Genomic DNA, 23,104 nt, shown 5'->3' with positions numbered 1-23,104 from the left:
TGAGGGCTGCTCGCCATGCATGATCCGTTGAATGCTTTCGCCCTGGGCGGCGACGTCTATATCGACGGCGCCAAGACCGGTCCGCTGGCCGGGCTGACCTTCGCCGCCAAGGATGTGTTCGACGTGCAGGGCTATGTGACCGGCGCGGGCAACCCGGATTGGCGACGACTGGCCGAACCGGCCAAGCACACCGCCTGGGCGGTGGGAACCTTGCTGGAATCCGGCGCCCGACTGGTGGGCAAGACCCATACCGACGAATTCACCCGCGGCATTTTCGGCGACAACGCCCATTACGGCACCCCCGACAATCCCCGCGCCCCCGGCCATGTGCCGGGCGGTTCCAGCAGCGGTTCCGCCGCCGCCGTGGCGGGCGGGCTGTGCAATCTGGCGCTGGGCACCGATACCGCAGGCTCCACCCGGGTGCCCGCCTCGTTTTGCGGCATCTACGGCCTGCGCCCCACCCTGGGCGCCATTTCCATGGATGGCGTGCTCAGTCAGTCCAATACCTTCGACACCGTCGGCCTGATGGCCGATGACCCCGACCTGCTGGCCCGCATGGGCGAAGTCCTGCTGCGCACCAAGATCAAGGACGCCGCCCCCGCCAAGGCGGTGGTGCTGGAAGACGCGCTGGAAGCCTGCGATCCCGCCGTCGCCGCCGCCTTCGAGGCCGCCCTGCCCCGCATCGCCCAGGCGGTGGCGCCGGTCGTTCGCGGCACCAGGGTTTCGCCGGTCCCCTTGAGCGAATGGATCGAGCACCAGAACGCCATTCAGGGCCGTGAGGCCTGGGAGACCTTCGGCGAATGGATCAACCTGTCCAATCCCCGCCTGGGATTCGAGGTCGCCGACAATTTCCTGCGCGGCGCCAAGGTGGCCAACCGCACCCTGTCGGCCGCGCGCGGCTTCCGCCTGCGCGCCAAGCGTTGGGTCGACGCGGCCCTGGCCGGTAACACGGTGCTGGTACTGCCCACCACGCCGGTCACCGCCCCGCCGGTTCACAGCCCCCGCTCGGTCATGTGGGAGATTCGCGGCCGCATCGTCAGCCTGACCACCATCGCCGCCATGGCGGGCTGCCCGCAAATCAGCCTGCCGCTGTGCACCGCCGACGGCCTGCCGGTCGGCCTGTCGCTGATCGGCCCGCGCGGCGGCGACGCCCTGCTGCTGGCCGCCGCCAAGCGTATCGGGAAGATTTAAAAGCTCCTCCGGCCTTCCCTTAAATCGTCACCCCCGCGAAGGCGGGGGTCCATGCTGGGAGTTAAAGTCGATTTTGCCCGCCGCATGGATTCCCGCTTTCGCGGGAATGACGGAAGGGGAATTGACGTTTACACACACCTCTATAGTCCCCTGATCCACTGGGGCCGCAGGCGGACATTGCCCGCCAAGGCGGCATCCAATTGCGCCAACAGCTTCGGCTTGTCCTTGGGCAAGGTTCCCGCCAGGGCGAGAGTGTTGCTGGCGTGGTTGGAACGGAAGATCACCGGACTGGGCGGCTCCAGGCGCTCCACCAGGCGGCGCAGTTCCACCATCACCGCCTGATCGTCCTGCCACTGGAAGTCCTCGCCCCAGCGCTCGAAGAAGCGCGGCGCCACCGAATTCTCCAAGCCCAGTTGCAGGGTGGACAGATAGACCGGTGGCGCCCGGTTGACCAGATCGGCGGTGGCGTCGATGTGGTCCTGCCAATGGCCTTGGCCGCCGAGCCCCAGGATCACCGTGGCCGAGACCTTGAGGCCGCATTCGCGGGCCAGGGTCAGGGCCGCCGCCATCTGCCTGGCGGAGCCTTTGGCGATGCGCCTCAGCATCTCGTCCGAGCCGGATTCGATGCCGAGATAGACCAGGCCCAGACGCTTGGACTTCAGCAGGGCGATCTCGTCGGGAGACTTTTTCAGGATATCGAACGGAGTGGCATAGGCCGACACCCGTTGCAGCCGGGGAAAGCGCGCCGCCAGCCCGTCGCACAGGGCGACCAGCTTGTCGGTGGGCAGGCAATAGGCGTCGCCGTCGGCCAGGAAAACCCGATGGGCATCGGGCCATTCGGCGGCGGCCGTGTCCATGTCGGCGAAGACCTCGTCCAGCGGCCGCTCGCGATAGGTCTTGCTCTTATACATGGAGCAGAAGCCGCACTGGTTATAACGGCAGCCCAGCGTCGCCTGAATGATCAGGTTCTCGCCTTCCGACGGCGGACGCCAAAGCGGGAAATCATAATCGATCACAGCCGCTTGTCCCGCATGGTGACCAGTTCCTCGGCCGCGGTGGGATGGATGCCCACCGTCGCGTCGAACTGGGCCTTGGTGGCGCCGCATTTCAGCGCCACCGCGAAGCCCTGCATGATTTCCGGCCCGTCCGGCCCCACCATGTGAACCCCCAGCACCCGGTCGCTGGCGGGATCGACGATCAGCTTCATCAGCGTGCGCTCGTCGCGCTCGGCCAGGGTGTTGCGCATGGGCCGAAAGCGCGACACATAGACATCGACGGCGCCGTGGCGCTTGCGCGCCGCGTCCTCGGTCAGTCCGACACTGGCCAGCGGCGGCTGGCTGAACACCGCCGAGGGGACGTTGTCATAATCCATGGCGGTGGGTTGGCCCTGGAAGGCGGTGCGCACGAAGGCCATGGCCTCGTTGATGGCGACGGGCGTCAGATTCATGCGGTCGGTGACATCGCCCACCGCCCAGATATTCTCCACATTGGTGCGCGAATAGGCGTCGACTTCCACCGCGCCGTGGGCATTCACCGCCACACCGACCCGCTCTAGTCCCAGACCGGCGGAATTGGGGGCTCGTCCGGTGGCATAGAGAACCAGGTCGGCCTCGACCACCTCGTCGTCGTCCAGATGCACGTCGTAGCCGGACTTGCTCCGCTCGATGGATTGAACCTGGGTCTTGGCGCGGATATCGACCCCGCGCTTGGCCATCTCCTCGCCGAGCGCCATCCGCGCATCATGGTCGAAGCCGCGCAAAATGGCGTCGCCACGCAGGATCAGGGTCACCGCGACGCCAAGACTATTGAAGATGCCCGCGAACTCCACCGCGATATAGCCGCCGCCGACAATGACCATGCGTTCGGGCAATTGCATCAGGTCCAGCGCCTCGTTGGACGTCACGGCGAACTGGATGCCGGGGATTTTGGGCAGCGACGGCCGCCCGCCGGTGGCGATCAAGATGGTCGCGGCACTCAGACGGCGCTCGCCCACCAAGACCGTATGGGCGTCGGCAAGGGTGCCACGCCCTTCCACCACCTGGACGCCGCTATCGCGCAGAATGCGGCCATAGACGGTTTCCAACCGGTTGAGTTCGGCATTCTTGGCCGCCACCAGCCGCGCCCAGTCGAAATCGGCACCCTCGATGCTCCAGCCGAAACCGAGGGAATCGGCCAAGTCATCGGCGAAGCGCGATCCATAGACCAACAGCTTCTTGGGCACGCAGCCGCGCATGACGCAGGTGCCGCCGACCCGGCTTTCCTCGATCACCGCGACTTTCAGGCCCAATTGGGCGGCGAGGCGGCTGGCGCGCACGCCGCCAGAGCCAGCCCCCAGGGTGATCAAGTCGTAGTCGTAGGCGGTCATGAATGGTCCTCTCGGCACAACTTTGCCCAACCTAGCAAGTGGGAGCGGCCGCGAGAAGCTCAATGGCGCTTGGCAGCACCCAGCCCCGCGTGCCAAGCTTGGGAAAATTGTTTCGAGGATCAACAATGTCCCGTGGGTTCGCCGCGCGCCTGCCCTTCCATTACGGCTGGATCGTGGTGGCGGCCGGTGCGGTAACCACCTTTGCCTGCCTGGGCATGGGGCGCTTCGCGCTCGGCATGCTGTTGCCCTCCATGGGCCAGGCGCTGCCGCTGACCCGCAGCGAAATGGGCTGGATTTCCACCGGGAATTTCATCGGCTATATGATCGCGGTCTCCCTGGGCGGCCAGTTGGTCCGCCTGATGGGCGCCCGCCATGCCGTGGCGGCCGGTCTGTCGCTGGTCGGGCTGTCCATGATGCTGGTCTCCAGGGCCGAGGGATTCATCCAGGTCGCGGCGCTCTATCTCCTCACCGGATTGGGCAGCGGCGCCGCCAATGTGCCGGTCATGGGTTTGATCGCCCATTGGTTCGGCCGCCGCGTCCGGGGCCGGGCCGCCGGATTCGTGGTGATCGGCTCCGGCGTTGCCATCATGGCGTCCGGCTTCATGGTCCCGGCCATCAATGCCGCCCGAGGCGCCGAGGGCTGGCGGCTGTCTTGGCTGGTGATCGGCGCCATCGTCCTGCTGTCCGCCGCCGTCGACTATCTCGCCTTGCGAAATCATCCATCGGATCTGGGATTGGAGCCGGTCGCAGGCGCGGCGCCCAACGCCGCCGCTCCGCCATCGGCCCCTTGCCAAGCGGCGGTGCCGCAGGTGTCGCGCAAGCGCATCCTGATCCATCTCGGCGCATTGTATGCCGCCTTCGGCTTCACCTATGTCATCTATGCCACCTTCATCGTCACCGCCCTGGTGCAGGAACGCGGCTTTCCCGAAAGCACCGCCGGCTATTTCTGGTCGTGGATCGGCTTGCTGTCGCTGGCCTCGGGACCGGTCTTCGGCAGCCTGTCCGACCGCATCGGGCGGGGTAAGGGGCTGATGATCGTCTTCGCCTTCCAGGCCCTGGCCTACGGCATGGTGGCGCTGCCGCTGCCGCAGCCGTTCCTTTACGCCTCCACCGTGCTGTTCGGCCTCGCGCTGTGGGCGGTCCCCTCCATCATGGCGGCGGCGGTGGGCGATTATCTGGGACCGGAGCAAGCCGCTTCGGCCTTCGGCACCATCACGGTCGCCTTCGCCTTGGGCCAGATCATCGGACCGGCCCTGGCCGGGCGCATGGCCGACGTCTGGGGCAGCTTTTCCGGCAGCTTCGCCATGGCGATGGCGGTGGCGGCCCTGGCGGTGGTGGGCGCCGCCTTCCTGCCCGCCCCGCAGAGGCATTAACCCTCCCGCGTCGGAAGCAACCGACCTTATTCCAGAATCCGAGGCCCCTCGACCTCAATCATGGTCCTGGTATCTCCGGGCGATCACGCTGGCGGCGATCAGTTGGATCAGGTGGTAAAGGATGGTGGGCGCGATCACCATGCCCAGGATGGGGCTGGCGCCGAACATGATCTTGGCCATGGGCACGCCGGTGGCCAGGGATTTCTTGGTGCCGCAGAACACGCCGGTGATGGAATCCTCGCGGGAAAAACCCAGCAAACGGCAGATCAGGCTCAGCAGCCCGAACACCGCGAAGAACAGCACCAGCGAACCGGCCGCCACCAGGGCCAGGGTGTCGCTTCCATGCTGATCCCAGACACCGCCCGCCACGGAATCGCTGAACGAGTTGAACACGATCAGCAGGATCATGATGCGGTCCAGCGTCTTCAGCCAGCCCATGTTGCGGCTGATCCAGCCGTGCAGCCAGGGCCGCAGAACCTGACCGATGACGATGGGCATCAGCACCAGCAGCACGATCTTGAGCAAGACGCGGCCCAGATCCATGGAACCGCCGCTGCTGGCCAGATACCAGTTGACCCAAAGCGGCGTCAGCACCACCCCGATCAGGCTGGACAGGCTGGCGTTGAAGATGGCGCCCGCCACATTGCCGCCCGCGATGGAGGTCATGGCCACCGAGGACGAGATGGTGGACGGCAAGGCCGCCAGGAAGAAAAAGCCCAGCATCAGATCGGGATGAACCCTGCTCCCCAGCGCCAGCGCCACGCTCCACATGACCAGGGGAAACATGATGAAGGTGGAGCTTTGCACCAGCAGATGCAGCTTCCAATTCATCATGCCCGCCTTGAGGCGTTCCGGCGGCAATGTCAGACCGTACAGCAGGAAGACCAACGCCACCCCATAGGTGGTGATGAGCTCCACATGCAAAATGCCTTCGCTGCGCCCCAGTTGCGGCGCCAGCCAGGATAGCGCCACCATGGAAATCAGGCCGATCAGAAAGGCGTCGATGCCGACGCGGGCGAGAACTCGAAACAAATGGCACCTCGACAATGGGGCAGCCCCTGGCCGAACATGCGATCATCACCCGTTCCACCCAGAGGTCAAGCCGCGTGACACGTCTCCCATCCCTCCTGGCCCTTGCCGTCCTCGTCGTCCTGGCGGGGCCGGTCGGGGCAGAAACCATCGAGAGCCGCAATATCTTCGTGGAATTCCTGGCCAACCCGTCCGCCCCGGAACTGGTCGCGGCCGAACGCTTCGGCGCCAAATGGTTCGCCAAGGGCGAGGCCGCCGGACGTCCGGTGACCATCAGCGTCGCCCGCAACGACGCGACGACCATGATCAGTTTTGAATCCGTCGCCGTCTGCGAACGCGCCAAGGGGTGTCCCCTGCTGGTGTTCCGAGACATCGCCGCCAAACCGGTCCTCGAGACCATGTCGTTTCAGAACCTGATTCTCCAATACCGGGACAAGGGAACATATCTGGTCATCCGGGTCTGGGATAACACCACGGAATGCTTGGTGTCCGGCGTGCTCAAGGCCCGCTGCAAGCCGGTTACCCGCAGGAAACCGTCCACCAATTAGCAACAATCATGTTCGCAAATGGCTAATTGTTGCCCTTTAGGTCGAACGGCATACTGGCGGCCGTTAAGTCTTTCCTTTGGAGCAACCGCCATGACGCTGACCCTGCGTCCCGCCGACCAGCGCGGCCATGCCAATCACGGATGGCTGGACAGCTTTCACAGCTTCTCCTTCGCCGACTATTTCGATGCCGCCCATATGGGGTTCCGCTCGCTCCGCGTCATCAACGACGATGTCATCCAGGGTGGCGGCGGCTTCGACACCCATGGTCACCGGGACATGGAGATCGTCACCTATGTGGTCGACGGCGCGGTGGCCCATCAAGACACCACTGGCGGCAAGGGCATCATCCCCCGCGGGCAAGTTCAGTACATGTCGGCTGGCACCGGCCTACGCCACAGCGAATTCAACGCCTCGGATCGCGAGCCCCTGCGCTTGCTGCAAATATGGATCGTGCCGCCCCGGCCGGGCTTGCCGCCGTCTTACGCCCAGGGAATATTCAGCGATGCCGACAAGCATAACCAACTGCGCCTGATCGCGGGAGCCCAGCCCGAGGGCAACGCCCTTGCCATGCATCAAGACGTCGGAATCTATGCCTGTTTGATGGATGCGGGCGCCAGCCTTCGGCACGGAATCAAGCCCGGACGGGGTGTTTGGATTCAAGTCGTCGATGGTGATTTGACTGTCAACGGAACAAGACTGAAGCGCGGCGACGGACTTGCCGTCGAGGATGAATCCGAACTCAGGATCATCGCGGGGACGAATTCGGAGTTTCTTTTGTTCGACCTTGCCTGAACCTTCCGCGCCTATCCGTTTTGTCCATATTGGCCTTGCCCCCTTTCGGCAAGTCCAATGGTGTGGTAGGAACGTCTCACACGCCTGAGACCAGGGGATAGGATGGGCCGCAGGACATATTTCGGATCGGTCGGACGATTAGCGCTGCTGGCGACGGTGGCGCTGCTGCCGACGGCCTGCAACATGACGCCGGATTACAAGCGTCCGCAGCAGGATATGCCGGGGACTTACCGTAATCCATTGCCCGATCCCTCGCCGGATCTGCCCCGTCCCTTGTCGGAATGGTGGAAGACCTTTGGCTCGCCGGAGCTTGACGCGCTGGTGGACGAGGCCCTGGCCAACAACCGCGACATCAAGGCCGCCACCCAGAGAATCATCCAGGCGGAGGCCCAGGCGGGATCCTCGGCGTCGTCGTTCCTGCCCTCCATCACCTTCAGCGCCTCGAAGAGCACCGATTCGCCCCAGGGCGGCCAAGGCACCACCATCACCGGCAACACCAACCGCACCCATCGCCTCCAGACCATCGGCATGGCGGCCAGCTACGAGCTTGATCTGTGGGGCAAGCTGGCGTCCGCCGAGGCATCGTCCCTGGCCACCGCCCTTGCCAATGTTCATGACCGCGAGACCCTGGCCATCACCATGGTGTCCGATCTGGTGAGCACCTATCTGCAATATCTGGAAAGTCTCGACCGCGAGGCGGTGGCCCGCCAGAACATCGCCAATATGAAGACCATGCATGCCGCCGTGCGCGAACGGGTTCGCCTCGGTGAAAGCTCGGAACTGGAACTGGCGCAGCAGCGCAACGTCCTGGCCCAGGGCGAGGCCACCATTCCGCCCCTCTCGCTCCAGCGGGAGCGTGCCTTCAACAAGATCGCCACCCTGTTGGGCCGCGCGCCGTCCAGACTGACGCTGACCGGAAAGACGCTAAACGATCTGAAGATTCCCGAGGTTGTGCCCGGCCTGCCCTCGGACCTGCTTCTGCGGCGCCCCGACATCAAGAAGGCCGAGGCCAATCTGATCGCCGCCAATGCCAATGTCGGCGTGGCCCGCGCCAAGATGCTGCCATCCTTCACGCTGACCGGTGGACGCGGCTGGGCCAGCCAGGTTCTCGACTATATCGCCTCGCCGGCCAGTATCTATTGGACCGTGGCGGGAAGCCTGGCGGCGACGGTCTTCGACAACGGCAAGACCGAGGCCGATATCGCTTATGCCAAGGCCCGGTTCGAAGAACTGCTGGAAACCTATCAGCAGGCAATCCTGGCCAGCCTGCGCGATGTGGAAGACGCCCTTGCCTCCATCCGCCTGGAAGGCGAGTTGGAAGTGGCGCAGAAGGAGGTTCTGCTGGCCTCGCTGGACGCCTACCGCCTCAGCTCCGAGGCGTTCCGCCTCGGCATGGTGGATTACCTCAACGTGCTGGAAACCCAGCGCACCCGATTCCAGGCGGAGGACGCCAAGGTGCAGTCCCGCTTCGGCCGCATGAGCGCCGTCGTCGCGTTGTACAAGGCCCTGGGCGGCGGCATGGAACGCCCGGAAGAACCCGCAGCCGAGGAACAGCCAAAGGCCGCATCGGCGTCCCCTGTCGAAACGGTCCCGCCAAACGCCACCGAACCCGCCAAGGCCGTAGCTCCGGTCGAGGCCGAGTCTCGGGTCGTCCCGGCCGTGGCCGAGGACACCCCAAGGGCGGCCGTCGAAGCACAGCCCTCACCGCCTGTTCTCACTCCGGCGGCGTCTTATTACACCGACGCCAACTAGTTTCAATCCGCCGACGGAATGGTGAAGAAGAAGGTGCTGCCCTCGCCTTCCGTCGATTCGAACCATATGCGCCCACCGATGTTTTGAACCAGCTTGCGGCAGATGGCGAGGCCGATTCCCGTGCCCTCATAGACGTCGCGGGCATGAAGGCGTTGAAACATGGCGAATATCTTGTCGCGGTAATCCTCGCTTATGCCAATGCCGTTGTCGGACACGGAGAACATCCATTCGCGTTCATCCCGCCGGGCATTGATACGAACCTGCGAGGGGCGCCCAGGCTTGGCGTATTTGATGGCGTTTCCGATCAGATTTTGGAATATCCGCGCCAGTTCGTGGGGACGAACCTGCACCACCGGCAAGCGTCCCACATCGACAATCGCCCCGCTTGCCCTGACGGTCTCCGCCATATCGGCCAGGACGCGAGTCACCACCGCGTAGGAGTCGGTCGGTTGCGCCCCTTCCGACTCGCTGCTGAGTCTGGAGTAATCCAACAGGTCGGAGATCATCTCCTGCATGCGCTTGGTACCGGCCACCGCATAATCGATGAATTGGTCGGCATCCTGATCCAGCTTTCCCCGATAGCGGCGCCCCAAAAGCTGAACATAGCTGGCCACATTGCGCAGCGGCTCTTGCAGGTCATGGCTGGCGATATAGGCGAATTGCAGAAGATCCTCGTTCGAGCGGCGCAGGTTTTCCACCAGGCTTTCGCGCTCGATCTCGGCGCTCCGACGCTGGCTGATGTCCGTGAACACCGATAGGACGGCCGGTTCGCCGTCCATCATCACCCATGCCGCCACCACATCCACGTCGATACAGCGGCCGTCCAGGGTATTGAAGCGCTGTTCCACGACCGGAACCCGCCCCCCGCCGCCCAAGACCGCATCGACTCGGTTGCGCGCCAAGTCGCGGTAGTCGGGATGGACTACATCCGCGATATTGGTTCCGATCAATTGGTCGGCATCCGATGCGCCCAGGGTCTGCACGGCCGCTTCGTTGACGAAGAATATTTCGCCGTCGCGATGGGCGCAGACCGCCATGGGCGCCGTCTCCACCAGGGCACGATAGCGCCCCTCGCTTTCGCTGGCGCGCCAGCGGGCCGTGCGCAGCGAAACGATATAGTGCGCGATGCCGAACCATATCAAGGCCAGCAGCACCGCGATAAAGACGCCGAGAAAATGCGTCAGGCGTAAATCGGTGTCGTATCCCGCCTTGGGCAGACCAGCAAGTCGCCAACTGCCACCCGGCAGGTGCACGTCCATCTCCACCGGGTGATCGGCGAAGGTCGCCTCGTCCCCCCAGACCATGCCGCCGACGCCGCCCAGGCCGTCTTGGCCGCGGATCGCCAGCCGAATGGGCAAGCGCTCCGCTTCGATGCCCGCACCGGCGAACACCCTGGGAATATCGATGACGACGCTGATCAGTCCGTAAAAGCGCTGTGTTCCCGCCGCGTTGGCCGACAGGTAAATGGGGACACGCCCGATCAGGGCGGTGCCCCCCTGGATCAGTTTTACCGGCCCCGCCAGGACCGGTCGCCGAGTCTGGATGGCGCGTTCCACCATCGGCCATTGATCTGGGCGATCGCGGTAATCGACGCCGATCACCGCCTGGTTGGCGGCTTCCGGATAGACAGTCTCGATCACGGTTCCGCGCGCCAGGGTGAGGTTCCGGATCACCGGATAATCGGCCAACATGATGGAGGTCAGGCCGGAAAACTCGCGGTCGGCGATACCGTCGTGTTGAACGATATTCGCCACCAGGCCTCTGCTGATGAGAAGCGGCTCGGTGAGCGCGCTTTCCAGACGTGCCCGGATGGCACCCAGTTGGGTCACCAACTCCGCCCGGACGGCCTCGTCGCGTCGATCAACCTCCAGCCGATGAACTTCAAGCAGGGCCAGCGTGGACAGAACTGCAACCAGTGCCGCGGCCACGTAAGGGACGACCGGGTGCGTCCTCCGTCCCATGACCACCCCTCCCACCCGGGCAGCATTCCGAATCACGGCGGAAGATTATTATAGAAATGCACCAGACCGGGCGCGACCCGATTGCGTTCGATGTCGGTGCCGCCGACCGAATGCATCAGCTTGCGCAAGAACATGCGGTCGCATTTCGGCAGTTCGAAAAAGGCTTTCATGGCCAACATGTCGCCAGCCCGCTTGGGCAGATCGCGGATGCGGCGGACGATGCAATCGCGCACCGCGCCTTCGCGGGCTTGGTCATGCTTGCTCTTGGGGTGGAATTCCTGCTGATAGGTCATGGTAACTTCGCGCCATGCCTCGGTCATGGATTCCGGCTCCCACCGGATCACCGAATGCAGCAACGGAATATCGGAGACATTAGGCGGCGCATAGCCGCCCGCCTTGGCCGCTTCGATAAAGAGCTCCCAAGGGTCTTCACCCTTCTTGTGCCTGGCGCCGATGCCCTCCGAGCCATAGGCGGCCCAGCGGGAATCCCAGGTATCGAGAATGGGATTGCCGGTTTCGCCCGCCTGGATCATGCCGATCAGCCGGTTGCTGCCGGTCTCGTCCCAGGTGCGGCTTTTCTCCAGCGCGATGATGCGTTTGGTGGCGCGCAGATCAGGCAGCACGAATTTGCGCAGCATCGCCTCATAGCGGTCGGCAAATCCAGGCGCGGCGATGAAAGGAACCGGAATGTGGGGACGCAAATTGCCGTGATTGGGACTGACCACCAACGACAATAGCGAGCGCCGGGTATAACGGGCGATGGTCTCGTCGAACATATCCTTGAAGCCGTTGAAGGCGATCGGTTCATCGATCTCCTCGATCTCGGCGGGTTTGGGAACCTCCACCACCACTTCCGGCTTGCGGCGCTTGGCGAGATAGCGCTTGCTGACGTCGAATAACTGCCAGCGCTCCTTATCGCGCACGTCCTCGTCGCCCGGCGGCATCAAGGCGTTGAACTGCTGATCGGCGGCGGCGCCCAATTCCTCCACGTCCATGCTGGCGATGGCACGGTCCAAGATGGTGTCGAACACCACGCCCAATTCGCGCTCATTGGCCCAGGAGCTGGTTTCCGGATCGGCCTGGGTCATGCGCCTCAGCATTAAAATATGGGTGACCGACAGCCCCGAGGTAACCGCCAGCAGTTCGGCCACCTTACTTTCGAATTTTGCTTTTCGCTTATCGTCGGTCATCTTCGAATGCGCACCTTAATCCCCGATTTCACGTGGATATTGGCACCGCTCGTTGCTGACGGCAAGTCGCAGCCGACACCAAATGCCCTTGCCGCTCCGTTTAAACGACCACATCGAAAAAAAACCTAGCGTCGAAGCGTCGCAAGTCTCGACAGCATGAACAGAGCGGCCGCCGCCACCACGATGCTGGGGCCGGAAGGCGCATCGAAATGCCAACTGGCACCCAAGCCGATGGCCACGGCGGCAGCACCGAAAATGGCGGCCCAGAGGGCCATTTGCTCCGGCGTGCGGGACAAGGGTCGCGCGGTGGCGGCGGGCATCACCAACATGGCGGTGACCAGCATGACTCCCACCACCTTCATGGCCGCCGCCACCGACAGCGCCACCAGCAGCATCATGACAATTCGCGCGCGGCCCACGTCGTGGCCATCGACACGGGCCAGATCCTCGTCCACCGCCATGGCGATCAGGCTGCGGCGATTGAGCCACAGCAAGATCAACACCGATACGGCGCCGCCCCAGACGAAGGCGGCATCCGCCCACGAGACGGCCAGGATATCGCCGAACAGCCAGCCCATCAGATCGACGCGGACCTTGTCCATGGTGGACAGCAGCACCAGCCCCAAGGCCAGCGCGCCATGGGCCAGAATACCCAACAGGCTGTCGGAGGCGACGCGGCCGTCCTGGCGGGTCGCCGCCAGCAACAGCGCAACCGCGACGCAGACCGCCACCACCCCGGCCAGCGGCCAGATGCCGAGCAGAACCCCCACCACCACCCCCAGCAAAGCGGTATGCGCCAGGGCATCGCCGAAATAGGCCATGCGGCGCCAGACGACGAAGCATCCCAGTGGGCCAGCGGCGGCGGCCAGCGCCAGTCCCGCCGTCATGGCGCGCAACAGGAATTCATCCATGATCGCACTCCGGGCCATGACGATGACCGCCGTCCAGCGGCTGCACGCTGCCGTCGGGCGAATGTCCGTGATCGTGACTGTGGGTGTAGATGGCAAGGCTTCCCGCCGCCCTGGGGCCGAACAGCGCAAGGTATTCCGGGTGGCGGCTGACCGTCTCGGGGTGTCCGGCGCAACAGACATGGCGATTGAGGCAAACCACCTCGTCGGTGGCGGCCATCACCACATGCAGATCGTGGGAGACCATCAGCACGCCGACGCCCTCGTCATGGGCCACGGCGGCGATGAGGTCGTAGAGTTCCGCCTGGCCGGTCATATCGACACCGCCGACCGGCTCGTCCAGCACCAGCAGGTCCGGTCTGCGCAGCAGGGCGCGGGCGAGCAGAACCCGCTGCAACTCGCCACCCGACAGATCGGCCACCTGACGGCCCAGCACATGTCCGGCCCCCACGCGTTCCAGCCCGGCATCCAGACTCGCCTTATCCGTCGAGCCGACGCCCGCCATGGCCAGGAAGCGTCGCACCGACAACGGAAGAATTCGGTCCACCGAGAGCTTTTGCGGCACATAGCCGATGGTCCGAGCCGAGCGTTCCACTCGCCCCCGATCGGCGGCGACAAGGCCGAGCACCGCCTTGAGCAAGGTCGACTTTCCCGCGCCGTTCGGCCCCACGATGGTGACGATGCGTCCCGGATCGACTTGAAGTCTGACGCCGTCCAGCACCGTGTGCCCCCGAAAGGAGACCGTCAATCCCTCGGCCCGAATCAGGGCGCTTGCGGTCATCGGCCAGCCCCCCCGGCACGACAGGCCGGACACAGACCTTCCACCTCGATGGTCTGGCGGGTGACGGAGAATCCATTGCGCGCCGCCGCCTCGGCGATGGCGCGGTCCACCGAAAGATCGGCCAGTTCCGCTGCCGCGCCACAGTGGGAGCACAACAGGAAGGCCCCGGCATGGGGCTCGCCCGGATGGGAGCAGCCGACAAAGGCATTCTGCAAGGCGATCCTGTGCACCAAACCGTGACGGAGCAGGAAATCCAACGCGCGGTAGACGGTCGGCGGGGCCGCCGACCAGCCTTCCTTGGCCAGGGTCTCCAACAGGGCATAGGCCCCCACCGGCTGGTGATTCTCCCAAACCAGTTCCAGAACACGGCGGCGAATGGGGGTCAGCCGCGCGCCTTGCATCCGGCACGCGCTTTCGGCGGCATCCATGGCGCCACGAATGCAGGCCCCATGGTCGTGTTGAGGAACGGGAAAGCTCATGCTTGGAATCCAGCGCCTGTTACATTATAACATATCGGTCTCACCATCATGCCATGGAGCCGATCAATGCGAAAGTCCCTGAAGACCATGGCCCTCACGAGCCTGCTGCTGGCCACTCCCGCCCTCGCGGCCGAGCCCCCCGCCGTCCTGGTCAGCATCAAACCGCTGCACGGACTGGTGGCCTCGGTCATGAAAGGAGTCGCCGAGCCGGGATTGATCGTCTCGGGCAACAGTTCGCCCCATGGCTATGCCATGAAGCCATCCAATCGCCGAGCCATGGAAAAGGCCGCCCTGGTGGTCTGGGTCGGCAAGGATTTCGAGACATGGCTGAATGGTGCCATGGCAAAGAATAAGGACCGACTGTCCATGCAGGAGATTCCCGGCATGACCCTGCTGGAAACCCGCGAGGGCGGCGTCTGGGAGGCCCATGATCACGGCGGCGAACACCACGGCCCCGGCCAGCATGCCAAGGAGGACCACGACGAGACCGATGGGCATCTGTGGCTGGACCCCGACAACGCCGCCCGTCTGGTGGATGCCGTCGCCGAACGCCTGAAGACCTTGGACCCGTCCCGTGCCGCCACCTATGCCAGCAACGCCGCCGATACCAAGGGCCGCCTCGCCAAGCTCGACGACGATCTGAAGGCGCGGCTGGCGCCGTTGGCCGCCAAGCCTTATGTGGTGTTCCACGACGCCCATCAGTATTTCGAGAAGCGCTACGGCCTGTCCCCCGCCGGGGCCATGACGGTCGACCCAGAGCGCCCGTTGGGGGCAAAACGGCTGGCGGCATTGCGTGATCGCCTCAAGGCGGCCAAGGCGTCCTGCGTCTTTCGCGAACCCCGCTTCGGCGAGGCGGCCGCCCGAACCTTGGCCGATAGCGCCAATGTGGGCGTCGGTCAATTGGACCCGGAAGGAACCATGCTCGATCCCGGACCCGACGCTTATTTCGCGCTGATGAATGGACTGGGCACGGCCCTCGCCGATTGCCTTTCCGGCCGCTGAGCGATGCTCTATATGAGAGGAATGATTTTGCCGAGGATCCATCATGCCCCCTATCGATCCCGCCGCCGCCCTTGAATCCATCAGCTTCAACGCCGATGGACTGGTGCCCGCCATCGCCCAGCAGTTCGACACCGGCGAGGTGCTGATGATGGCCTGGATGAACCGCGAGGCGGTGGCCGAGACCCTGGCCAGCGGCCGTGTCTGCTATTGGTCGCGCTCGCGCAAGGGGTTGTGGCGCAAGGGCGAAACCTCGGGCCAGCAGCAGCGCCTGAAGGAGCTGCTGATCGACTGCGACGGCGACACCATCTTGCTGAAGGTGGATCAGGACGGCGTCGCCTGCCACACCGGGCGCCGAACCTGCTTTTACACCGCCGCCCGCACCGAAGGGTTGGTGGAGGTGGAGAAAGTCTTGATCGCCCCGGAAGAGCTTTACAAGAAATGAGCCTCATACCGGTAACAGTGCTGACCGGCTTTCTCGGCAGCGGTAAGACCACCTTGCTCAACCATCTGCTGGCCCAGCCCGGACTGGCCGACACCGCCGTGCTGATCAACGAATTCGGCTCGGTGGGGCTGGACCACCTGCTGGTGCGCCAAGTGGCCGAGGACGTGGTACTGCTGCAATCGGGCTGCCTGTGCTGCACCATTCGCGGTGATCTGGTGGAAGGCATGCGCGACCTGTTCATCAAACGGGTCAAGGGCGATGTCCCGGAGTTTTCCAGGGTGGTGATCGAAACCACCGGTCTGGCCGACCCCGCCCCCATCATCCACACCCTGATGACCGACCCGCTGATTTCCAGCCGCTACAAGCTGGACGGCATCGTCACCACCGTGGACGCCACCTGCGGCGAGCGGACCCTGAATGCCCAGCCCGAGGCGGTCAAGCAGGCCGCCATCGCCGACCGCCTGATCCTGACCAAGGCCGATCTCGCCGATCCCACCCTGGTGGAAGTGTTGCGGGCACGCCTGCGCCGCCTCAATCCGGCCGCCCCCATCATTCCGGCGGCCATGGGACGGGTGAACCCCGCCGATATTCTCGATGCCGGGCTGTTCAACAAGGACTCAAAGATTCCCGACGTGGCCCGCTGGCTCAACGAGGAAGCCTACCGCGCCCATGACGCCGAACGGTTCGGCCATCAGCATCACGACCACGACCCCAACCGCCACGACGCCCATATCCAGTCATTCGTGTTCACCGCCACCAAGCCGGTATCCTGGGCGGCGCTGGGATTCGCGTTGGAGCTGATGATCTCGTCCAAGGGCGAGAATCTGCTGCGCATCAAGGGAATCGTCAACGCGCAGGAAACCGACATGCCGCTGGCCATTCACGGCGTGCAGCACGTGTTTCATCCGCCCGCGCCGCTGCCGTCCTGGCCCGACGACGATCACCGCACCCGCATCGTCTTCATCACCCGCGACCTCAGCCGCCAGGCGGTGGAAGAACTACTGAACGGCGTGCTGTCGCTGGAGAGTTAGTGTCCGCCCCGCGAAGGCGGGATTTCGGGGATTAGAGTCCCGCTTTCGCGGGAATGACGATGGCGACAAGGCCCTATTCCGCTGCCTGTCAGGCCGATGGAGCCAGGGCCATGGCCAGATCCCACACCTTCGAACGCAGAATGGGATCGCTGATGCCGTAATAGGCGCGCACCAGTTCGCGGGTCTCGTAGCGCAGGGACGGATCTTCCACCTCGCCGCTCACCAGTTCGTCCAACTGAGCGCTACGGGAGTTCTCCAGTCCCTCGAAGAAGTAGGATACTGACACATGCAGAGCCCGTGACAGATCGAACAGCCGAGAACTGGACACCCGATTGATGCCGCGCTCGTATTTCTGAATCTGTTGAAGGGTCAGTCCCACCGCGCGACCAAGCTCCGTCTGGTTCATCCCCAATTCCAGCCGCCGCAGGCGCGTGCGCTCACCCACATGGATATCGGTCGGATTGGGCCCTTCGCTCGTGCTACGCCCCCGCTTCCGCGGTGCCTCGGACGTCAAAATCTGCTCGACGATCATTCCCAACCTCCGGAATCTGCGATCTTGTGGATCGTAGCACTCGCGAAGTTTGGTGAAGATGCGTAGAAACTACGCATACGGCCCAATCAAGAGTTATATCGCCTATTTCCGACTATTTATAAATAGAGGATAAGCATCAGATGTCACGTCTAATCCGATTACAACTGAATGCGCTGTCCAAGCTGAAAGCATGGCCTGATTCCGCCAGCAGGGAAATTTCGAACCTGTCTAGACTACGCCCTCGGATGGCCCGAATAATAGCTTGATATGAAAGGATGAAAGGACAAGATCATCCAGCCCTGCCGCTTCCATTTTTTCGAATACTCTTCCCCTATGTGTTTCCGCTGTACGTGTACTAATGTGCAGCCGAGCCGCGAACTCCTTCGTCGCCGCCCCGCCGACCAGCAGCCAATAGACGTCGGCCTCCCGTTCGGTGAGCCGCTGATACTTGCGAATGGCGTCAATCGCCATGCCATACGTCCGCCGAATGGCGACGTGACGTCCACAAGCCTCCGCCACCGCCGTCAATAATTTGTCGTTGTCGGTCGGCTTTTCCAAAAACCCATGGGCACCCAATTGAACCGCCAACACGGCGGTGGGAATGTCGCCATAGGCCGAAATGATCAGGGCCGGCGCGTCATGGCCTTGCATGCGAGCCGCCTTCAACGCCTCGATGCCATTGTCCTCGCCCAGCCGCAAATCAATCAGCGAGCACCCCACCAGGGTTGGATCATGGCCGTGAACAAATAGACCCAACGACTCATAGCTGCGAACGTCATAGCCGGACGATGTCAGCAGCCATTGAAGCGCCTCGCGGAAACCAGAATCATCATCGACCAGGGCCACGGTGAACGGCAAATCAGTCTACTCCGCCAGACGCCGACTTCGGCAACCAGCATGTTACTCTGGCTCCACCACTTTCGTCATTTGCGATTTCCAGACTCCCGCCATGCGCGCTCATGATGGCGTTGGCGATGGGAAGACCAAAGCCGCTGCCCTTGATCTTGCGGGACGCAAATAGGGCATGTCCGGTCTTGACGATCTCCGGCGAAAACCCCGGGCCGGTATCTTGGACGGTGAAGCCTATTCTCGAATTGGTTTCAGCCAGGGTCAATCGCATGCTTCTTTGTCGCGGTGGCATCTGCACCATGGCTTCGCAGGCATTGCGCACCAGATTGACCGCAACCTGCTGAATGGAGGGCGAATTGCCCATGACCACCGAGGCCGCCCCAGACAGGTCCATATGCGCCCGGACCGAGCTGTCATCGCAAATCTGGCGCAGCAACGGCAAGACATCGAGAAGAACCTCCGCGATTCGAAGAGGTTCGCTGGCACCGGTGGGAGAGGTGATGCGCGACTGGGTCGCCGCGATAATTTCCAGGACGCGCTTCACCTCGCGCGCGATTCGCTCCATCAGGACAGGCAGCTCGCCGGTGTTCAGGGCATCGGCGCCGATCTGTGCCTGAAGGCCCTGCACATAGGTCGAGACACAGGCCAGCGGCTGCTTGATCTCATGGGCGAGCTTGGCGGCGGTTTCCTGGGTGGTGAAATGGCGATAGGCGCGATCGAGCGCCGTTTCCTGCAGTCGAAGCTGCCGCAGCGCCAGTTCTCGCTCGCTCACGCTGGCGGCCAGACTGGTCGACATGGCGTTCAGCGCCGCCGTCATGTCGTCAAGCTCGTCAGCGGGATTGGGCGCGGAACGGGGCAATCGCACCGACGTGTCCGGCGCCCCAAGGCGATAGCCACGCAGAAAGCCGCTGAGAAACACGAGGTGGCGGGTCACCAGCCGATGGACGATGAACAGGGTAAAGGACGACACCAGAAAGGTCTTTACCCCCTGGCTGACCAGGATAGCCGTGGCCCGGTCGGCGATCCTGCCATAGACGCCGCTCAGGGAGGCCTCGATATGCAGTTGACCGATGGCCTCGGGTTCCGCTTGATCCTTTTCGGAGGAATACAGAATCGGGTAGTCACGGCTGATGAGGCTCTCCGCCCCCCGCTCCCCGGCGCTCACCACCACCTGGCGCTGATTGCCGCGGCCGATTTCGCGGACCTCGACGAACTGAATGTCGGGCAGATGCTTGATGCCGTTGATGAGCAACTGGATCTGGTCGACGTCCAGGCTCCACAGGCTGCCTCCCAGACTGCCAAGATAGCTTTTGCCGATCTCCTCGAAGCGGTCGCGGATCTCTCCGACTTCGGTTCGGTAGTCCAGATAGAGTTGCGCCACGGTCAGCACCAGCGTCACCACCGAGCTGAACAGCATGATGGACAGCAACAAGCGCCAGCCGATGCCGCGCCGTAGCTTCGGCGTTCGAAGGCCCGATGCGCTCACGGAGTCGCCATCAGCTTGATACCCAGACCGATGAAGATGCCACCGGCGATGCGGTCCAACCAAGTGCCCGTCCGGGGCGAACGATTGAACGCCTGGCCGACCCAGCCCGAGAAATACCCGATGGCGCCGAACAGCAGAACCGCCTGGACGGTGAACAGCGCGCCCAACTGGGCGGTCTGCCAGGCCACCCCGCCATGTTCCACCGACACGAATTGCGGAAGAAAGGCCAGAAAGAAAAGCACCACCTTGGGATTGATCGCATTGGCCACCAGTCCCTTGGCGAACAATGACGACAGCCCCTCCGGGGATACCGCCGACTCGGCCGAGAGAGTGATGCCGCCGCGGCTGCGCACCGCCTGGACGCCCAGCCAGACCAGATAGACGCCGCCGCAGATCTTCAAGCCCATGAACGCCCAAGCCGAGGCCGCGATCAACGCACTGACGCCCAGCGCCGCAAGGGCGGTATGCGACAGGCAACCCAAGGCGCAGCCAAGGCCGAACGCCATCCCCTGGCGACGGCCGCGCGCGATCCCAAGACTGAGAATCATCATGTTGTCGGGACCGGGCGACACGGTGACGGCCACCGCCGCCGCCAGGAACCCCGTCGCCTGCCAAAGCTCCAACGCCATCGCTTAAGCCCCCGCTCCTAAACGGTGCGGATGATATCAGGTCTCGCCGCAACCATGTATGGATTTTGCCCGTCCGGTCGGCGTGGCAGATGGCAGCGGAGTCCCCAGCCATGTTTTTGCGACGCACAAAAATTGGGATTGACGCGCCTTATGGCGCTTGTTAGTCTTATTCCAGATGTTGACCTCCCCGGAGGTCGGCCTCCCTCTCTAAGCAGCCTCCAAACCGCCCGCGATTCGTGGGCGGTTTTTTTGTCCCCCCGATGAAATGACAACGGCCCCCGGATCATCTCCGGGGGCCGTTGCATTGTATCCGCAAGAACGTCGAGATTTACTCGGCGGATTCCTTGCGGGCCTTGGCGTAGCCCACGCCTTCCAAAGACTCCTCGATTTCCTCGAGAATGGCCGGATCGTCGATGGTCGCAGGCATCTTGAAGTCCTGGTTATCGGCGATCTTTTGCATGGTGCCGCGCAGGATCTTGCCCGAACGGGTCTTGGGCAGGCGCTTGACCACGGTGCAGGTCTTGAAGGCGGCCACCGGGCCGATCTTCTCGCGCACCAGCTTGACCACCTCGGCGATGACCTGATCATCGGTCTTGGTGACACCGGCCTTGAGGCAGATGAAGCCCAGCGGCAATTGGCCCTTCAACTGGTCCGCCACGCCGATGACGGCGCATTCGGCCACATCGGGATGACTGGCCAGCACTTCTTCCATGCCGCCGGTGGACAGGCGGTGACCGGCCACATTGATGATGTCGTCGGTGCGGCTCATCACATAGGCGTAGCCATCCTCGTCGATCATGCCTGCGTCGGCGGTCTTGTAGCATCCGGGGAATTCCGAATAATAGCTGTCGATGCAGCGCTGATCGGCGTTCCACAGGGTCAGCAGGGCGCCGGGAGGCAGCGGCAGGCGAACCACCAGCGAGCCGACCTTGCCCGCTTCGCAGGGCTGATGCCCTTCGTCGAGCACTTCCAGACCCCAGCCGGGAACCGGCTTGGTGGGCGAGCCCGGCTTGATGGGGAATTCATGCAAGCCAAGGCAATTGGCGGCGATGGCCCAACCGGTCTCGGTCTGCCACCAGTGATCCACCACCGGAACCTTCAGATTGCTGACCGCCCAGTTGATGGTGTCGGGGTCCGAGCGCTCGCCCGCCAGGAACAGGGCGCGCATGCACGACATGTCGTACTTCTTCAGCAGCTCGGCATTGGGGTCTTCGCGCTTGATGGCGCGGAAGGCGGTGGGCGCGGTGAACAGCGAGGCGATCTTGTACTGGCTGATCATGCGCCAGAAGGCGCCCGCATCGGGCGTGCCCACCGGCTTGCCTTCATAGACGACGGTGGTCGAGCCGTTCAGCAGCGGGCCATAGCAGATATAGGAATGGCCAACCACCCAGCCCACGTCGGACGCGGCCCAGAACACCTCGCCCGGCTTGATGTTGTAGACGTATTTCATGGACCACAGCAGCGCCACCATGTGGCCGCCATTGTCGCGCACCACGCCCTTGGGAGCGCCGGTGGTGCCGGAGGTATACAGGATATACAGCGGATCGGTGGCCTTCACCGGCACGCAATCGGCGGGCTTGGCGCCAGCGCAGGCCTCGGCCCAATCCAGGTCGCGTCCGGCGATCAGTTCCGCCTTGGCCTGGGGCCGCTGGGCCATGATGGTGTGGGACGGCTTGAAATCGGACAGGTTGATGGCCTCGTCCAGCATGGGCTTGTAGGCCAGCACCTTGGAGCCTTCGATGCCGCAGGAGGCCGACAGAATGACCTTGGGCTTGGCGTCGTTGATGCGCACCGCCAGCTCGGACGGGGCGAAGCCGCCGAACACCACCGAGTGGATGGCGCCGAGACGGGCCGTCGCCAGCATACCGATCACCGCTTCGGGGATCATGGGCATGTAGAGCAGGACGCGGTCGCCCTTGGCGACGCCCAAAGCCGCCATGGCGCCAGCCAGACGCGACACCTGGTCGAGCAGTTCGTCATAGCTGATGGTGCGGCTGGTGTTGGAGACCGGGCTGTCATAGATGATGGCCGCCTGCTTGCCGCGTCCATCCTTCACATGGCGGTCGACGGCGTTGTAGCAGGTGTTGGTTTCGGCACCGACGAACCAGCGATAAAATGGCTTGTTGGAATCGTCGAGAACCTTGTCCCAGGTCTTGTACCAATGAACGGCCGAAGCGGCTTCGCCCCAAAAAGCGGACGGATCCTTCAGCGACTTGTCGTAGGCTTGCTGATATGCATTGGTCATTTCGGACAGGTTCCTCTGCGTTGTCGCCCAAAAGCTGGGGGGCGTTGACCGTGACAACGCACAGCGGCCGCCCCTCCGAGTGAGTGGGGAGAATGACTCAAAAGAGCAAATTTTGCAAAGCTGGATTCCGGGCGCAGGAAACGAGTGGTTTCGCGCCTTAAGCCGGTGATCCAGCAAATGTGGTTATAGCCCCCTCCCCATCCCAACGGGTAGGGCGGACGACCCACGCGAACATGTGCTGCCGGTCGGGTTCCCGCCCCTCGGCGACGCGCCAACGGCGCGCCGTCCGGCGGGCTGGGAACCCAGGTCCGGTCAGAAGATCGTCAATGGGTGACGGTGCTGATCTTGCTCAACTCGTCCTTGATGCGCAATTTCTTGCGTTTCAGGTCGTTGATGCGGGCGGTGTCGGGATTGGCAGCGCGGATTTGCGATTCGATCGCCGATTCCAGATCCGCGTGCTTGGCTTTCAAAGACTCGATACGGTCATGAAGGCTCATCAAGGTCCTCCCTCTTGGGTGG

22 protein-coding genes are annotated in these 23,104 nt (G+C 63.6%); 8 read left to right on the top strand and 14 right to left on the bottom strand.

Features of this window, described 5'->3' with window-relative positions; translation table 11 throughout:
* The first annotated feature begins 15 nt into the window (after nucleotides 1–15).
* Nucleotides 16–1,191, top strand: a complete 1,176-nt coding sequence (locus CU669_RS14545; protein ID WP_112145970.1) for an amidase — start codon at nucleotides 16–18, stop codon at nucleotides 1,189–1,191.
* A gap of 140 nt (nucleotides 1,192–1,331) precedes the next feature.
* Here CU669_RS14545 and CU669_RS14540 read toward each other — a convergent pair whose 3' ends face one another.
* Both CU669_RS14540 and gor read right to left on the bottom strand, forming a co-directional pair.
* Nucleotides 1,332–2,207 (bottom strand): radical SAM protein, encoded by an 876-nt coding sequence (locus tag CU669_RS14540; protein ID WP_112145968.1) that lies wholly within the window; start codon nucleotides 2,205–2,207, stop codon nucleotides 1,332–1,334.
* Entirely contained in the window at nucleotides 2,204–3,556 is a 1,353-nt protein-coding gene (gene gor, locus CU669_RS14535; protein ID WP_112145966.1) for a glutathione-disulfide reductase, read from the bottom strand. The genes CU669_RS14540 and gor overlap by 4 nt, the downstream gene beginning before the upstream one ends.
* 125 nt (nucleotides 3,557–3,681) lie before the next feature.
* Here gor and CU669_RS14530 point away from each other — a divergent pair, with 125 nt between their 5' ends.
* The gene (locus tag CU669_RS14530) at nucleotides 3,682–4,929 is read left to right on the top strand and encodes an MFS transporter (RefSeq protein WP_112145964.1); all 1,248 of its coding nucleotides are present in this window, start codon (nucleotides 3,682–3,684) and stop codon (nucleotides 4,927–4,929) included.
* Nucleotides 4,930–4,983: 54 nt separating this feature from the next.
* On the opposite strand, the gene CU669_RS14525 is transcribed toward CU669_RS14530, so the two are convergent.
* Nucleotides 4,984–5,961: a bile acid:sodium symporter family protein gene (locus CU669_RS14525; RefSeq protein ID WP_112145962.1), complete on the bottom strand. Its 978-nt coding sequence runs from the start codon at nucleotides 5,959–5,961 to the stop codon at nucleotides 4,984–4,986.
* 74 nt (nucleotides 5,962–6,035) lie between these two features.
* Here CU669_RS14525 and CU669_RS14520 point away from each other — a divergent pair, with 74 nt between their 5' ends.
* The 3 genes from CU669_RS14520 to CU669_RS14510 all read left to right on the top strand — a co-directional run bounded on the left by CU669_RS14520 (nucleotide 6,036) and on the right by CU669_RS14510 (nucleotide 9,050).
* Nucleotides 6,036–6,506: a hypothetical protein gene (locus CU669_RS14520; RefSeq protein WP_112146079.1), complete on the top strand. Its 471-nt coding sequence runs from the start codon at nucleotides 6,036–6,038 to the stop codon at nucleotides 6,504–6,506.
* Nucleotides 6,507–6,596: 90 nt separating this feature from the next.
* Complete coding sequence (locus CU669_RS14515; protein WP_112145960.1) at nucleotides 6,597–7,298, top strand: pirin family protein; 702 nt, start codon at nucleotides 6,597–6,599, stop codon at nucleotides 7,296–7,298.
* Nucleotides 7,299–7,400: 102 nt separating this feature from the next.
* Complete coding sequence (locus CU669_RS14510) at nucleotides 7,401–9,050, top strand: efflux transporter outer membrane subunit (protein WP_112145958.1); 1,650 nt, start codon at nucleotides 7,401–7,403, stop codon at nucleotides 9,048–9,050.
* 2 nt (nucleotides 9,051–9,052) lie between these two features.
* Here CU669_RS14510 and CU669_RS14505 read toward each other — a convergent pair whose 3' ends face one another.
* The 5 genes from CU669_RS14505 to CU669_RS14485 form a co-directional block, all read right to left on the bottom strand.
* Entirely contained in the window at nucleotides 9,053–11,011 is a 1,959-nt protein-coding gene (locus CU669_RS14505) for an ATP-binding protein (RefSeq protein ID WP_239988725.1), read from the bottom strand.
* Between the two features lie 32 nt (nucleotides 11,012–11,043).
* Nucleotides 11,044–12,201, bottom strand: coding sequence for a hypothetical protein (locus tag CU669_RS14500; RefSeq protein ID WP_112145954.1), 1,158 nt, complete (start codon nucleotides 12,199–12,201; stop codon nucleotides 11,044–11,046).
* A gap of 125 nt (nucleotides 12,202–12,326) precedes the next feature.
* Nucleotides 12,327–13,112, bottom strand: coding sequence for a metal ABC transporter permease (locus CU669_RS14495; protein WP_112145952.1), 786 nt, complete (start codon nucleotides 13,110–13,112; stop codon nucleotides 12,327–12,329).
* On the bottom strand, nucleotides 13,105–13,890 hold the full coding sequence (locus CU669_RS14490) for an ATP-binding cassette domain-containing protein (protein WP_112146077.1): 786 nt from the start codon (nucleotides 13,888–13,890) through the stop codon (nucleotides 13,105–13,107). Before CU669_RS14490 ends, CU669_RS14495 begins: the two co-directional genes overlap by 8 nt.
* Entirely contained in the window at nucleotides 13,887–14,369 is a 483-nt protein-coding gene (locus tag CU669_RS14485) for a Fur family transcriptional regulator (RefSeq protein ID WP_112145950.1), read from the bottom strand. The genes CU669_RS14490 and CU669_RS14485 overlap by 4 nt, the downstream gene beginning before the upstream one ends.
* A 66-nt stretch (nucleotides 14,370–14,435) precedes the next feature.
* Here CU669_RS14485 and CU669_RS14480 point away from each other — a divergent pair, with 66 nt between their 5' ends.
* Genes CU669_RS14480 through CU669_RS14470 form a run of 3 tightly spaced genes read left to right on the top strand, consistent with a single transcriptional unit; the run spans nucleotide 14,436 to nucleotide 16,844 of the window.
* A complete protein-coding gene (locus tag CU669_RS14480; RefSeq protein ID WP_112145948.1) occupies nucleotides 14,436–15,371 on the top strand; it encodes a zinc ABC transporter substrate-binding protein in 936 nt (311 codons plus the stop codon).
* Between the two features lie 43 nt (nucleotides 15,372–15,414).
* Nucleotides 15,415–15,813, top strand: coding sequence for a phosphoribosyl-AMP cyclohydrolase (gene hisI / locus CU669_RS14475; protein WP_112145946.1), 399 nt, complete (start codon nucleotides 15,415–15,417; stop codon nucleotides 15,811–15,813).
* Entirely contained in the window at nucleotides 15,810–16,844 is a 1,035-nt protein-coding gene (locus CU669_RS14470; protein WP_112145944.1) for a CobW family GTP-binding protein, read from the top strand. Before hisI ends, CU669_RS14470 begins: the two co-directional genes overlap by 4 nt.
* Before the next feature lie 88 nt (nucleotides 16,845–16,932).
* Here the strand turns inward: CU669_RS14470 and CU669_RS14465 are convergent, their stop codons facing one another.
* The 6 genes from CU669_RS14465 to CU669_RS14440 form a co-directional block, all read right to left on the bottom strand.
* Entirely contained in the window at nucleotides 16,933–17,289 is a 357-nt protein-coding gene (locus tag CU669_RS14465) for a helix-turn-helix domain-containing protein (protein WP_322096911.1), read from the bottom strand.
* Between the two features lie 315 nt (nucleotides 17,290–17,604).
* On the bottom strand, nucleotides 17,605–18,234 hold the full coding sequence (locus CU669_RS14460) for a response regulator transcription factor (protein WP_112145940.1): 630 nt from the start codon (nucleotides 18,232–18,234) through the stop codon (nucleotides 17,605–17,607).
* 1 nt (nucleotide 18,235) lies between these two features.
* Nucleotides 18,236–19,711, bottom strand: a complete 1,476-nt coding sequence (locus CU669_RS14455) for a sensor histidine kinase (protein ID WP_112145938.1) — start codon at nucleotides 19,709–19,711, stop codon at nucleotides 18,236–18,238.
* Nucleotides 19,708–20,340, bottom strand: a complete 633-nt coding sequence (locus CU669_RS14450; protein ID WP_112145936.1) for a LysE family translocator — start codon at nucleotides 20,338–20,340, stop codon at nucleotides 19,708–19,710. Before CU669_RS14450 ends, CU669_RS14455 begins: the two co-directional genes overlap by 4 nt.
* A 328-nt stretch (nucleotides 20,341–20,668) precedes the next feature.
* Nucleotides 20,669–22,594: a propionyl-CoA synthetase gene (locus CU669_RS14445; protein WP_275667817.1), complete on the bottom strand. Its 1,926-nt coding sequence runs from the start codon at nucleotides 22,592–22,594 to the stop codon at nucleotides 20,669–20,671.
* A gap of 314 nt (nucleotides 22,595–22,908) precedes the next feature.
* Entirely contained in the window at nucleotides 22,909–23,082 is a 174-nt protein-coding gene (locus tag CU669_RS14440; RefSeq protein ID WP_112145932.1) for a YdcH family protein, read from the bottom strand.
* Nucleotides 23,083–23,104 lie beyond the last annotated feature (22 nt).

This window comes from Paramagnetospirillum kuznetsovii, from assembly GCF_003284725.1.
Taxonomy (GTDB): Bacteria; Pseudomonadota; Alphaproteobacteria; order Rhodospirillales; family Magnetospirillaceae; genus Phaeospirillum; species Phaeospirillum kuznetsovii.
Note: the sequence above shows the minus strand (reverse complement) of the source record. Positions and strands in the feature narration are given on the sequence as shown.